This window comes from Roseovarius dicentrarchi, assembly GCF_003316635.1.
GTDB lineage: Bacteria > Pseudomonadota > Alphaproteobacteria > Rhodobacterales > Rhodobacteraceae > Roseovarius > Roseovarius dicentrarchi.
The window spans coordinates 1-13,475 of record NZ_QNQP01000017.1; the positions used below are offsets into that span (position 1 = coordinate 1).

General features: G+C 66.5%; 14 protein-coding genes. 3 read left to right on the plus strand and 11 right to left on the minus strand.

The window, feature by feature from the left end; translation table 11 throughout:
- The 9 genes from DQ230_RS12215 to DQ230_RS12255 form a co-directional block, all read right to left on the minus strand.
- Nucleotides 1-1,189: MFS transporter (locus tag DQ230_RS12215; protein ID WP_113912911.1), on the minus strand; the 1,189-nt coding region annotated here is incomplete at its 3' end.
- Between the two features lie 89 nt (nt 1,190-1,278).
- Entirely contained in the window at nt 1,279-1,668 is a 390-nt protein-coding gene (locus tag DQ230_RS12220; protein WP_238987515.1) for a cytochrome C-552, read from the minus strand.
- Nucleotides 1,669-1,728: 60 nt separating this feature from the next.
- Nucleotides 1,729-2,994: a sulfite oxidase gene (locus DQ230_RS12225; RefSeq protein WP_113912912.1), complete on the minus strand. Its 1,266-nt coding sequence runs from the start codon at nt 2,992-2,994 to the stop codon at nt 1,729-1,731.
- A 104-nt stretch (nt 2,995-3,098) separates the two neighbouring features.
- On the minus strand, nt 3,099-3,674 hold the full coding sequence (locus DQ230_RS12230; protein WP_113912913.1) for a HupE/UreJ family protein: 576 nt from the start codon (nt 3,672-3,674) through the stop codon (nt 3,099-3,101).
- Nucleotides 3,675-3,789: 115 nt separating this feature from the next.
- On the minus strand, nt 3,790-4,512 hold the full coding sequence (gene ureG, locus DQ230_RS12235) for an urease accessory protein UreG (protein WP_113912914.1): 723 nt from the start codon (nt 4,510-4,512) through the stop codon (nt 3,790-3,792).
- Complete coding sequence (locus DQ230_RS12240) at nt 4,509-5,363, minus strand: urease accessory protein UreD (RefSeq protein WP_162497437.1); 855 nt, start codon at nt 5,361-5,363, stop codon at nt 4,509-4,511. Before DQ230_RS12240 ends, ureG begins: the two co-directional genes overlap by 4 nt.
- A complete protein-coding gene (locus tag DQ230_RS12245; protein WP_113912916.1) occupies nt 5,341-6,027 on the minus strand; it encodes an urease accessory protein UreF in 687 nt (228 codons plus the stop codon). Before DQ230_RS12245 ends, DQ230_RS12240 begins: the two co-directional genes overlap by 23 nt.
- Nucleotides 6,028-7,740, minus strand: coding sequence for an urease subunit alpha (locus tag DQ230_RS12250; RefSeq protein WP_238987517.1), 1,713 nt, complete (start codon nt 7,738-7,740; stop codon nt 6,028-6,030).
- Entirely contained in the window at nt 7,724-8,044 is a 321-nt protein-coding gene (locus DQ230_RS12255; protein ID WP_113912918.1) for an urease subunit beta, read from the minus strand. Before DQ230_RS12255 ends, DQ230_RS12250 begins: the two co-directional genes overlap by 17 nt.
- On the opposite strand from DQ230_RS12255, the gene DQ230_RS12260 reads away from it, so the two are divergent.
- Nucleotides 8,001-8,189, plus strand: a complete 189-nt coding sequence (locus DQ230_RS12260; RefSeq protein WP_113912919.1) for a hypothetical protein — start codon at nt 8,001-8,003, stop codon at nt 8,187-8,189. The two genes, DQ230_RS12255 and DQ230_RS12260, sit on opposite strands and share 44 nt — an antisense overlap.
- A gap of 89 nt (nt 8,190-8,278) precedes the next feature.
- Here the strand turns inward: DQ230_RS12260 and DQ230_RS12265 are convergent, their stop codons facing one another.
- Nucleotides 8,279-8,581 (minus strand): urease subunit gamma, encoded by a 303-nt coding sequence (locus DQ230_RS12265; RefSeq protein ID WP_113912920.1) that lies wholly within the window; start codon nt 8,579-8,581, stop codon nt 8,279-8,281.
- A 139-nt stretch (nt 8,582-8,720) separates the two neighbouring features.
- Entirely contained in the window at nt 8,721-9,458 is a 738-nt protein-coding gene (locus tag DQ230_RS12270; RefSeq protein ID WP_203228065.1) for an SDR family NAD(P)-dependent oxidoreductase, read from the minus strand.
- A gap of 182 nt (nt 9,459-9,640) precedes the next feature.
- Here DQ230_RS12270 and DQ230_RS12275 point away from each other — a divergent pair, with 182 nt between their 5' ends.
- Together DQ230_RS12275 and rbbA are read left to right on the plus strand one after the other, a co-directional pair.
- Nucleotides 9,641-10,726 (plus strand): HlyD family secretion protein, encoded by a 1,086-nt coding sequence (locus DQ230_RS12275; protein ID WP_238987516.1) that lies wholly within the window; start codon nt 9,641-9,643, stop codon nt 10,724-10,726.
- The gene (rbbA, locus tag DQ230_RS12280; protein ID WP_113912921.1) at nt 10,723-13,473 is read left to right on the plus strand and encodes a ribosome-associated ATPase/putative transporter RbbA; all 2,751 of its coding nucleotides are present in this window, start codon (nt 10,723-10,725) and stop codon (nt 13,471-13,473) included. Before DQ230_RS12275 ends, rbbA begins: the two co-directional genes overlap by 4 nt.
- Nucleotides 13,474-13,475: the final 2 nt, after the last annotated feature.

The window sequence follows — 13,475 nt, forward strand, 5'->3', positions numbered from 1 at the left end:
CCGCCAGCCCCGCCAGCGCGCCCAGCACCAGCAGCGCGGCGGCGCCCAGCATCGCCTGCCCGGCGCCGTGGCTTTCGGCCAGCGCGCCCCAGCCCCAGGCGCCCGCCGCCATGCCGCCGAAGACGCCGGTTTGATACAGCGCCAGCGCGCGCCCCACCACCCAGCGCGGGGTGGACAGCTGAACCGTCACGTTGAACAGCGACAGCGCCATCACCCACGCGCCCCCGGCCAGCAGCAGCGCGGCGCCGTGGATGATGTAGCTGCCGCTCAGCCCCAGCGCGCCACTGCTGAGCGCGAAGGCCAGAAACGCGCCGCGCGTGATCCGCTCGTTCAAAAACCGCGCCCGCAGCGGCCCGTTCAGCAGCGCGCCCATCACCGCGCCCGCGCCAAAGCAGCCCAGCAGCACGCCATAGGCAAACGCGCCGCCCGACAGGCTTTCGCGTACCAGCAGCGGCAGCAGCGCCAGCGTGGCGGTGGCGGCCAGCCCAAAGAGGAAGCCGCGCAGGATGACCTTCATCAGGTTGGGCGACATCGACACATAGCGCAGCCCGGCGGCAAAGGCGCGGCCCATCCCCTCGCGCGGCAGGCGCTTGGCCGGCAGGCCGGGCCGCCAGAACCACAGCGCGCCGATGATCGCCACATAACTCAGGGCGTTGATGGTAAAGGCGGCGGCAACCCCCGCAATCGCCACAATCGCGCCGCCCGCCGCAGGCCCGATGCTGCGCATCAGGTTGAAGCCCATGCTGTTCAGCGACACCGCCGCCGACAGATCGTCGCGCGGCACGATATCGCCCATCGACGCCTGCCATGACGGGTTGTGCAGCGCCGTGCCGCAGCCGATCAAAAAGGTGAAGCCCAGCAAGACCCAAGGCGTCAGCAGCCCCTCATAGGCCATGACCGCCAGCGCCACCGATATCGCCAGCATGAAGGTCTGCGCGATCAGCATCACCTTGCGGCGGTCGAAATTATCGGCAAACACGCCCGCCAACAGCGAAAATATCATCACCGGCAGCGTCACCGACGACTGCACCAGCGCGACCATGCTTTGCGAACTGGTCAGCGATGTCATCAGCCACGCCGCGCCCACCGCCTGCACCAGACCGCCGAAATTGGACGCCAGCGCCGCGATCCACAGATTGCGGAAGGTCGCATTTCTGAACAGCGTCAGCGTGGACCGGCTTTGCGGCATGGATCGCTCCGTTGGGTATTTGGGCGGCGGATTAAACCCGAAATGGCCCCGCCTGTGCGGGGCCATTGGCGGCAATCGGTGACGCTTTTCTAGCGCTCGGACGAGAAATGCGTTTTCAGATAGGTCAGGATGACCTCCTTGGTTTCCTCGTCCGGCTCGTACATGCCCTGATCCTCGACCATCCAAGTCCATAGATAATCCCAGCGGGCATCCGTCAGGCGCTGTTGCCGGATGATCGCGGTCGAATGGCAGGCGATGCACTGGTAATACGTGTCCTCCGCCCCCGGCCCGACCGGCAGGTTGCCCAGCTCGGGGTCCAGTTCGACCGCGGGCGCGCCTGCGTCCGGGCCGGGCATGGCGGGGGTCAGCGGATTGCCCGCAGGTCGCATCGGGTCATAGGCCTGCGCCAGCAAAGGCGCCGGGCCAAAGGCAAGGGCGGCGCAGAGCGCGGCGCGCGTGAATAGCAGCGGTGTGTTCATGCAGATGTCTTTCGGCTAAGGGCCGAAGCCGGGCCATAAAACCCGGCTTCACGATATGGATCAGGTCGCAATCATCGCGATGCGGTGCTGCATGTTGTTGCCATAGCCGCGCGGGTTCCAGCCCGGCACAACGGGGGGCTGCGCCACGCCGTTCTTGTCGGTGGCCCGCGCCCATACCTCGTAATATCCGGCCTCGGGCAGGGTCACATCGGCGCGGAAACGCTGCCATGCGAATTTGTTTTTCGCCGGCTCCAGCTTGGCCGGGGTCCATGTCGCGCCGAAATCGATCGACACGTCGACGGCGTCGATGTCGCCGCTGCCGGCCCAGGCGTGGCCGCGCACCTCGGTTGCCTCGCCCGAGGGTGTCTGGGTGCCCGATTGCGGATGGGTGATCAGCGATTTGACCGGCATTTCGGTCATCACCACCATATCCTCCTCCGGCACTTCGGTGCCGGGGGCGACGGGATAGGCGGGCAGGCGATAGGAATAGCCCGTCATCTTGGCGCCGTCATGTTCCTGATCGCGGATCCAGATCCGGGTCAGGAATTTCTGCGATGCCGAACCGGGATAGCCGGGAATGATGACGCGCAAGGGGAAGCCATGCACCGCCGGAATCGGCGCACCATTCATTTCCCATGCGATCATGCTGCCCTCGGCCAGCGCCTTTTCGATGGGCGCGCCGCGCGAAATGGCTTCCTTTTCCGGATCGCCCGACAGGTGGGGGTCATTGCTGTAATGGGCGGTATAAACGGCGCTGTCCTTGATGCCCGCCGCGTTCAGGACATCGCTCAGCCGCACGCCGGTCCAGTCGGCGCAGCCGACGGCGCCGGTGGTCCACTGGTTGCCCGATGCGCCGGGGGTGAAAAACGCCCGGCCATTGCCGCCACATTCCAGCACCAGCCGCTGGGTGATCACCTCGAACTTTTCCTTGAGATCGGCAAGGCTCAGCTCCAGCGGGGTGTCCACCTCGCCGTCGATTGTCAGGGTCCAGCCTTCGGCGTCCATGTCCAGCGCGGTGTCGGGAACCATGCCGTTGTTGCGCACAAAGAAATGCTCGTAAGGGGTGACGTCGTCATCCAGCAGATGCGCGGGCGTTTCGGCGTTCAGGGGCCGGTCGTTCATCAGGATCAGGCCCTCCTTGCCTGCCATGATGTCCGATTCGCTCATCCCCTGGGCCAGCGCCTTGAGGTTGTCACCAAAGGGGATGCTCATCCCCGCATAGGCGCCCACCGCCGTCAGGCCGGTGGTCGTCAGGAAGGCCCGGCGTCCGGGCTCACTGATGGTGTCGGTGGTGTTTACGTCGTTTTCTGAAGCCTTGTCAGCCATGTCTAAATTCCTCCCGTTAGACTATTCAGCGTAGCGGAAAGGATTTCGTTTTCAAGTGGCGCGGCATCCGGGCCATGTCCGGCCCGGACCCCGCGCCGCTGAAATCAGCCCGCGATCACCGCCCAGGCGCCAAAGGCGGCGGTTGCCCAGCCCAGCCCCTGAACCAGCTTCGATCCCGTCAGGGCGCGCCCGGCCGCCACGGCGATGGCCACCCCGGCGCCGTGCAGCAGCGCGGTGGATACGGCAAACCCGGCGCCGAATGTCAGCGCCGCCGCGGTGCCCAGTTCGCCGCCATGCGCGTGACCGTGAAACAGGGCAAACACGCCGACAATGCCCGCCGCCGCGCCGACCGGCAGGCGCAGCGACAGCGCCACCGCCAGACCCAGCGCCAGAACCGACAGCAGGACCACAGGCTCGACCATGGGCAGGGAAACGCCCAGCACGGCCAGCGCGAAACCGGCCACCATCACGCCGACAAACGACGCAGGCAGCGCCCAGATGGCCCGCCCGCCCAAGAGCGCCGCCCACAGCCCGACAGCAACCATGGCAAGGATATGGTCCAGCCCGAACACAGGATGCGACAGACCGGCGGCAAACGATCCGTGCTGCGCCGGATCAAGATGGGCCAGTGCCGGTGTGGCACCGAGCGAAAGGGTAGCAGCTGCGACAATCCGTTTCATTTTTCGGCTCCTGTCAGAGGTTGGTTTCAGGGTATCCTGAGGCAGTATTCGGTTTTTATCACTCGATATCAATGGCGCAGTTGCGCCGCTTGCGCGCGCCGGGGTACGCATACGATCAGTCATGCGAATGGCTGTGGCTGTGATCGTGGTCATCATGCGCATGGTGGTGCGGCGCCATCGGGCCGGGGTCCTTGGGCGTGTGGCCGCCGGCGGCGTAGGTGTGGTGCATGCCGCGCACCCAGTCGCACAGTTTTTCCACCGTCTCGGGACGCTTGCGCGACAGGGGCAGAACGGGGCCGCCGTCGCGCGCCTTTTCGGCGTCTGCGACCATCCGGTCGACATCGACATCCACATGTTCGCCCAGATCAATCTTGTTGATGACCAGCAGATCGGCGCCGCTGATGCCCGGCCCGCCCTTGCGGGCCACGTCGCCGCCGCCGGCCACGTCCAGCACGAACAGCTGCGCATCGACCAGCGCGGGCGAGAATGTGGCGGTCAGGTTGTCGCCGCCGCTTTCGACCAGCACGATGTCCAGCGGGGCAAAGTCGCGCTCCATATCCTCGACCGCGATCAGGTTCATGGTCACGTCGTCGCGGATCGCCGTATGCGGGCAGGACCCGGTTTCAACCGCGCGAATCCGCTCTTCGGGCAGGACGCCGACGGATTTCAGAAACCGGGCGTCTTCGTCGGTGTAGATGTCATTGGTGATGACACCGATCTGAAATTCATCGCGCATCCGGCGGCAGATCGCGGCAATGACCGAGCTTTTGCCAGTGCCGACAGGCCCGGCAACGCCCAAGCGCAGCGCGCGGGAATTAACATTCTTTTCATCGCTCATGTCGTAGTCTCCTTCGGGTCAGTCGCCCATGGCGGGCCGAGTGTGCGTAGCCCCTGCAACAGCAGGCGGCGCAAATGCAGGCTGTCGGGCGCCACCGCGCCAATCGCGGCGCCCGGTCCGGGCAGCGGCGTCAGCGCGGCGCATCTGTCATAGGGCAGCGCGGGGGGCGGCGCGTCCTGCCACGCAGGATCAACCGCGATGATCGACCCCACCGCGCGGTTTGTGTCCAGCACCGCCGCGCCGTTCCAGCCGGGCGCCGACGGGCCAAAGCCCAGCCGTTGGTCATATAGCGGCCTGCCGCCCTGCGTGATGCGCAGGCGGCTGGTGAAATCGCCCGGCACCTCGCCATGGCGGCCCAGCAGCATTTCCTCGCGCAGGACCAGACGCGCGCCGGGCGCCAGCGCGACGCGCACATCATGGCTGTGATGACAGCGATGCGCGGCGATGATCGGCTCGGCCCACCAGACAAAGGTTGCGCCCGCATCGACGGTCACATTCACCGTCATCTGTGACTGCCCGCCGCCGATACCCGGCAAAACCAGCATGGCCGACACTTCGGTCAGCACAAGGGTACTGCCCGCGCCGACATGCACATCCAGACTGTAGTGATCGCCGCCGATCGGCCCCGCCGTGCCCGCCGCCAGCGCCACCCGCGCCACATCGCGGCGGCCCTTGACCAGCGGCTCCGGCTCCTTGGGGTTGCACTGGCGCAGCACCAGCGGCCCGTCCGAGCGCAAGGTACTGACAACAGACCGCCGCCCGTCGCCCGACAGCTCGCTGGCGAGCGTGGCGCGCGCAAACATCGCGCCCGTGACCTTGGGTGATGCCTTAAGACGCAAAGAGCCGGACATCGGACCTCCGGTGATGTTCGGCCGCGATATCGGCCAGCGGGGCGCCGTGGCAGGGCAGATCGCAGGGCGCGCCATCGGCTGCCGCTGCTGCCACGCCTGCCAGCCGGTCCAGCTGCGCGGTCATACGGGCCAGAATGGCGTGGACGTGAAACGGATCGACGCGCATCACCTTGGCCGCCGCCGCCGCCGCGCCCGAATTGTTCTCGTGCAGGATCGCCAGCGCCGCGCCATGCGCATCAAGGCCGAGGGCCGCCGCCGCAACGCCCATCACCACGGGCTGATGCGGCGCGCGGCCCAACTCAGCATAATGCTCATGCGGATAAATCCCGGTCATGGCGCGGCGCAACTGCCGGCCCAGATCGCGCGACACCTTGCGCAGCTCGGGCGAGGGGATGCGCGCGTCCAGCTCGGCCTCCAGTTCGGGGATCTGGGAGAGATCCCCGCGCGCGGCCCGCACGCAGGCCGCCGCCGCAAACCCGGCGGCAACCAGCCCGGCCGTTTCGGCGCGGCCCACCAGAAACGCCTCAAGCCCCGCCATGTCCGACACGCGCCCCGCCGTCACCGCAGGTTCCAGCCCGCCGGAAGGGGCGTAGCCCCCGGCAGGCAGGCGCCCGTCCGCCAGCAGCAAAAGCGCCGCCTGTTGTCCCGCCCCGATGCTGGCCATTCAGAACAGGAAGTATCGCTGCGCCATCGGCACTTCGGTTGCAGGCTCGTGATCGGCAATCTCGCCGTCGATCTTGACCGAATAGGTGTCCGGGTCCACCTCGATATGCGGCAGGGCGGTGTTTTCCGGCATATCCTCCTTGCCGCGTCCGCGCGTGTTTTCGATGGCGACGAATTTGCGGCCGGTGTTGATCCGGTCGGCGATGCCGTCGTCGATTGCGGCCTGCGACACGAACGCCAGCGATGTCGCACCCGACGCGGGGCTGTTCACGTTGAACCCGGTCCGCTCCATCACCGGCTGGGGCGTGGGGATCGACGCGTTGGGATCGCCCAGTGCCGCCGTGGCCACCATGCCGCCGGTGAAGACCGTATGCGGGCGCACGCCGAACAGGGCCGGCTGCCACATCACGATATCGGCCTTCTTGCCCACTTCGATCGAGCCGATCTCGCGCTCCATCCCATGCGCGACCGCCGGGCAGATGGTGTATTTCGCCACGTAGCGCCGCGCGCGATGGTTGTCGGCGCGGTCATCGCCGGGGGCCGAGCCGCGCAGTTTCTTCATCTGGTGCGCGGTCTGCCATGTGCGCATCACCGTCTCGCCAATTCGGCCCATGGCCTGCGCATCCGAGGACATGATCGAAATCGCGCCCATATCCTGAAGGATATCCTCGGCGGCGATGGTGCCCGCGCGCACCCGGCTTTCGGCAAAGGCCAGATCGTTCGGCACCTGCGGGTTCAGGTGGTGGGCGACCATGACCATGTCCAGATGCTCGGCCACGGTATTGGTGGTAAAGGGGCGCGTGGGGTTGGTCGAGGCGGGCAGCACGTTGCGCTGGCCTGCGATGCTGATGATGTCGGGCGCATGACCGCCGCCCGCGCCCTCGGTATGGAACGCGTGGAAGGTGCGGCCCGCGACCGCCTTCAGCAGATCCTCGACAAAGCCGGCCTCGTTCAGCGTGTCGGAGTGGATCGCCACCTGAACGCCCGACTGTTCGGCGACGGACAGGCAGGCGTCGATCACCGCAGGGGTTGCGCCCCAATCCTCGTGCACCTTGAAGCCGCCGACGCCGCCGCGCAGCTGTTCCCACATCGCCTCCTTGGACATGGTGTTGCCGCGGCCCAGAAACAGCACGTTGACCGGCCAGGGGTCGAACCCCTCCAGCATCCGCTCCATCCACCAGGCGCCGGGGGTGGCGAGCGTGGCCTTCGACCCCTCGGTCGGGCCGGTGCCGCCGCCCGTGACGGTGGTCACGCCGGAGGCCAGCGCGATCTGCAACATCTGCGGGCCGACGAAATGCACGTGGGTATCAATCGCCCCCGCCGTGGCGATCAGGCCGTTGCCGGCCATGATCTCGGTCGAGGGGCCGATGACCAGCGCCGGATCGACGCCATCCATCGTATCGGGGTTGCCCGATTTGCCGATGCCCACGATGCGCCCGTCACGCACGCCGATATCGGCCTTGATGATGCCCCAGTGGTCCAGAATCACCGCGCCGGTGATGACCAGATCGGGGGTGCCTTGGGCGCGGGTGTGCGAGGACTGGCCCATCGACTCGCGGATGGATTTGCCCCCGCCAAAGACGGATTCGTCCCCCCCGCCCGAGCGGTCCTCTTCGACCTCGATGGTCAGGCAGGTATCGGCCAGGCGGATACGGTCGCCCTTGGTCGGACCGTAGGAGGCCACGTATTCACGGCGATCAATCTTTTGCATTATCAAGCCCCCCACCACACAGGCCGCGCAGGCCAAGCACGATGCGCTTGCCCTGGATCGGCACTAAATTCACTTCGGCCACCGCCCCCGGTTCAAACCGTTCGGCCCCGCCCGACAGCACGGCCAGCCGTTTGCCCCATGCCGCATCGCGGTCAAATTCAAGCGCCGCGTTCACCTCGGCAAAGTGAAAATGCGAGCCGATCTGGATGGGGCGGTCGGATGTATTGGCGACCCGGATGGTCGTCACGTCCAGCCCCTCGTTGATGACGATATCGCCCTCGCCATACAGGATTTCGCCGGGAACCAGCGGATCGCGCTGCTCGTCCAGCGCATCCTCGGACTGGCGGCGCGGCGCCTGCCGTGTGCCGCCGCCGGGGCGGCGCGGCGTGCTGGGCGAACTGGCGCCGGATGATTTGGTCTGCTCGGGCGCGTCCGAGCTGGTCTGGTCATAGTCGCGGCCCGGATCATTCGTACAGGTGCCGGGCCTTCGCGGCGTCCTTGTTGTCGGATACCAGCTGCGCGAACGGGTTGAGCTTCAGGGTCATCGGATCGGCTCCATCACTGTGACAAGTTTGGTGCCGTCGGGAAATGTCGCCTCGACCTGGATTTGCGCGATCATCTCGGGCACGCCTTCCATGACATCCTCGCGGCTCAGCACGTTGCGGCCCGATTCCATCAGGTCGGTGACGGTATTGCCGTCGCGCGCCCCCTCCAGCAGGTAGGATGTCAGCAGCGCCGTCGCCTCCGGCAGGTTCAGCTTCAGACCGCGCGCCTTGCGCTCCAGCGCCAGCTTGCCGGCCGTATAGACCATAAGCCGCTCTTGCTCGTGCATGCTCAGTAACATGGATACCCCCCTTGGGTGCGTGGAAAGCCAGTCAGGCCGGAAGGGTCGCAGATGAACGGCGCATTGTCACCAGAAAATTTGCGGGGCCCTTGTGGATTATCGAACCAATCCGGCATCATAGCGCCACGCGCGCCGGTCCCTAGCGCAGCATGTGACCGCCGCCGTCGGCCATCACCGTCTGGCCGGTCATATACTGGCTGTCCGCGCCCAGAAGGAACGCGACCACCGGCGCGACATCCTTTTGCGGATCGCCGAACCGGCCCAGCGGCACCTTGGCGGCGACCTCGTCATACTGGTCGGGATGGGCCTTTTTCCAGTTTGCCACACCGTCCGTCAGCGCCAGCGGGCAGACGATGTTGACCCGGATTCCGTCGCTGGCCCATTCATTGGCGGCCACCCGGCTGAGGCCGCGGATCGCCTCCTTGGCGGCGGCATAGCTGGCCTGGTTTTTCTGCCCGTCCAGCGCCGCGCCCGAGCCGAAATTGACAATCGCGCCGCCGGTCTTCACCAGCTCGGGATGCGCGGCCTGCATGAAGTTCAGCGTGCCATACAGCCCGGTATCGAACGACAGCGCCCAATCCTCGGGCGTGTGGTCCAGCAGCGGCTTTTGCCGCGAGGCGTGGGCGTTGTTGACCAGTCCGGTCAGCTTGCCGAACCGCTCCACCGCCAGCGCAACCGCGTCCCTGGCGATCTGGCCGTCCGAGATATCGCCCTTCAGGAAGGCGATCTGCTCGGGATGGGCGCCCGCCATGCCGGCCCCCGCCTCGCCGTCCAGATCGACGGCAACGACCTGCGCGCCGCGCCGGACCAGTTCGGCGGTGATCGCGCCGCCAATACCCGCCGCGCCGCCCGTCACGATGACAACCTGATGCTTCATTTGATAACTCCTGTCATTTCCTGCGGCCTTGCAGGGCGGCATCATGCCGCAACGCCTTAAATACACAATCTGTAGTGGCTACATTGTGACCATACGCGATTATATTGTGATCGCATCTTTCATTTACGACCCCCTCGGGCGATCATTGACCCGAACGCGCGCGCCGCAGGCCCTGCGCGACCATGACCGGAAAGCTGACCATGTCGAAAACCAATTTCAAGAAATTCGCGCCTGTGATTGCCCTGATCGCGGCGGTTGCGCTCTACCTTGGCTGGACGCAGTTGCAGGCGCCGGACCTGCCCGAAGGCTTCGCCGCCGCCAATGGCCGGATCGAGGCGACCGAGATTGACATCGCCGCCCTGACCGGCGGGCGCATCGCCGAAATCACCGCCGCCGAGGGGGATTTCGTCAGCCAGGGCGACGTGCTGGTGCAGATGGACGTGGTTCAGCTGAACGCGCAGCGCCGCCAGGCCGAAGCGCAGCTGCGCCGCGCCGAAATCGGCGTGCAGACCGCGCAGGCGCTGGTCGCGCAGGCCGAGGCGCAGCAGCGCGCCAGCGTTGCGGGCGTCGAGCAGGCGCAGGCGGTGGCGGATGCCGCCGCGCAGCGCTATGCGCGCTCCTCGCAGCTGCTGGAATCCAGCACCATTTCCCAGCAGGTGCTGGACGATGATCTGGCCCGCGACCGTCAGGCCAAGGCCGGCGTCGCCTCTGCCGAGGCGCAAAAGGCCGCAGCCGAGGCCGGGATCAGCAGCGCCAAGGCGCAGGTCGTCGATGCCGAAGCCGCCGTCGAGGCGGCCCGCGCGTCGATCGAGGTGATCACCTCGAACATCGACGATGCCACGCTTGCGGCGCCGCGCGACGGGCGCATCCAGTACCTGATCGCGCAGGAGGGCGAAATCGTCGGATCGGGCGGGCGCATCCTCAGCCTTGTGGATCTGGGCGATGTTTACATGACCGTGTTCCTGCCCACCGCGCAGGCCGGGCGCGTGCAGGTCGGCGGCGAGGTGCGGCTGGTGATGGACGCGGCGCCGGATTTTGTGATCCCGGCCACGGTGTCCTATGTTGCGGATGTGGCGCAATTCACGCCCAAGACGGTCGAGACGGCGGACGAGCGCGAAAAGCTGATGTTCCGCGTCCGCGCCCGGATCGAGCCGGACTTGCTGCGGCGCCATATCGAACAGGTCAAGACGGGCCTGCCCGGCATGGCCTATATCCGGCTGAATGCGGATGCCGAGTGGCCTGAATCGCTCGCCAATGTCGTAAAATGACCGCGCAGCAGATAGCCGGCGATCGCGCGCCGGTCGCCGGTGTGCGCGCCCTGACGCTGCGCTATGGCGACGTCACGGCGCTGGAGGATGTGACGCTGGACATTCCCGCCGGGCGCATGGTCGGGCTGATCGGCCCCGACGGGGTGGGCAAATCCAGCCTGCTGTCGCTGCTGGCCGGGGCGCGCGTCATTCAGGACGGCGACGTGCATGTGCTGGGCGGTGACATGCGCGATGCGGCGCACCGCCGCCGGGTTGGCCCGCGCATCGCCTACATGCCGCAGGGTCTGGGCCGCAACCTGTATCCAACGCTGTCGGTTCAGGAAAACCTTGATTTCTTCGGCAGCCTCTTTGGCCATGACAAGGCCGAGCGCGCCCGGCGCAGCGATGACCTGCTCGGCGCCACCGGCATGCTGCCCTTCCGCGACCGCCCCGCCGCCAAACTGTCGGGCGGGATGAAGCAGAAGCTGGGCCTGTGCTGCGCGCTGATCCACGACCCCGATTTCCTGATTCTGGACGAGCCGACAACCGGCGTCGATCCGCTGGCGCGGCGCCAGTTCTGGGATCTGATCGCCCGCATCAGCCGCGACCGCCCGCAGATGAGCGTGATCACCGCCACCGCCTATATGGAGGAGGCGGCGGGTTTCGACTGGCTGGTGGCGATGAACGCGGGCCGCGTCTTGGCCACCGGCACGCCCGCCGAATTGCTGGATCAGACCGGGGCAGGCACGCTGGACGATGCCTTTATCGCGCTGCTGCCGCAGGAGGATCGCGGCGCGGATTCCGCGCTGGTCATTCCGCCGTGGCAGGGCCGCGACGATGATTTCGCCATCGAGGCGGAGGGGCTGACCATGCGGTTCGGCGACTTCACCGCCGTTGACACCGTGTCGTTCCGCATCCGCCGGGGCGAGATTTTCGGCTTCCTCGGCTCGAACGGCTGCGGCAAGACGACGACGATGAAAATGCTGACCGGCCTGCTGGAGCCGTCCGAGGGCCGGGCCAAGCTGTTCGGCCACGAGGTGGACGCGCGCAACCTTGCCGTGCGGCGGCGCGTCGGCTTCATGTCGCAGGCCTTCTCGCTTTATTCCGAACTGACGGTGCGGCAAAACCTTGAGCTGCACGCGCGCCTTTTCTCGATGGAGGAGGGCGCGATCCCCGCCCGCGTGCAGGCGATGATCGACCGTTTCGGCCTGTCTGACGTCACCCACGCCATGCCCGAGGCGCTGCCCCTGGGGATGCGCCAGCGCCTGTCGCTGGCGGTGGCAATGATCCACGGCCCCGAAATCCTGATCCTGGACGAACCGACATCGGGCGTCGATCCGGTGGCGCGCAACGGGTTCTGGCGCATTCTGGCGGAACTGTCGCGGGATGACGGCGTGACGATCTTCGTCTCGACCCATTTCATGAACGAGGCCGAATGGTGCGACCGCATCAGCCTGATGCACGCGGGCAAGGTTCTGGTCAGCGACACCGCGCAGGCCATCGCCGAAAGCAAAGGCCACGACACGCTGGAGGATGCCTTTGTCGACTATCTGGAAGAAGCCATCGGCGAGGGCGAGCCGGCGCCACAGTCACAAGCGCCCGCCCCCGCCCCCACCGGAAACGCGCAAGGCACGCCCGCGCGGTTCAGCCTGCGCCGCCTGCTCAGCTATTCGCAGCTGGAATACCTGCAACTGCGCCGCGATCCCATCCGGCTGGCCATGGCGCTGATCGGCAGTCTGCTGCTGATGATCGTGATCGGCTACGGCATCAACATGGATGTGGAGGATCTGAGCTTTGCCGCGCTGGACCGCGACCACACCACCACCAGCCGCGACTATATCGAAAACATCGCCGGATCGCGCTATTTCATCGAACAGCCGCCGCTGTCGGGCTATGATGATCTGGACGCGCAGATGCGCGCGGGGCGCATCAGCCTTGCCATTGAAATCCCGCCCGGCTTTGCCTCCGATATCGCGCGGGGCCGCGATGTGGCGGTGGGCGCGTGGTATGACGGCGCGGCGCCCCAGCGCGCCACCACCGTTCAGGGCTATGTGCAGGGGATGCATGGCGACTGGATCCGGCGCCACATGCGCGAGGCGTTCGGCGCCGCCGCCATTGCGGGCGATTTCGAGCTGGTCACGCGCTATCGCTACAACCCCGATGTGCGGTCGGTCATCGCCATCGTGCCGGCGGTCATTCCCATCCTGCTGCTGATCATCCCGGCGATGCTGACCACGCTTTCGGTGGCGCGCGAACGCGAGCTGGGCTCGATCATCAATTTCTATGTCACCCCGGTCACGCGGTTTGAATTCCTGATCGGCAAACAGCTGCCTTATATCGCCATCGGCATGCTGAATTTCTTTCTGATGCTGGCCATGGCGCGCCTTCTGTTCGGGGTGCCGTTCAACGGCAGTCTGGCGGGCTTCACGCTGGCCGCGCTGGTCTATGTCACCGCCACCACGGCGCTGGGGTTTCTGGTGTCGGTCTTTATCGCCAGTCAGGTGGCGGCGCTGTTTGCCACCGCGCTGCTGACGCTGATCCCGGCAATATCATATTCCGGGCTGATTGATCCGGTGGCATCCTTGGCGGGGTTTGGCCAGGTTATCGGCACGATCTACCCCACCACATGGTTCGTCACCGTGGCGCGCGGCGCGTTCCTCAAGGCGTTTGGCCTGGCCGAGATGATTCCGCCGATGCTGGCGATGGGCCTTGCCGTGCCGGTCATTTTGATTGCGGCCATGTACTTTTTGAAAAAACAGGCGAGGTAGGG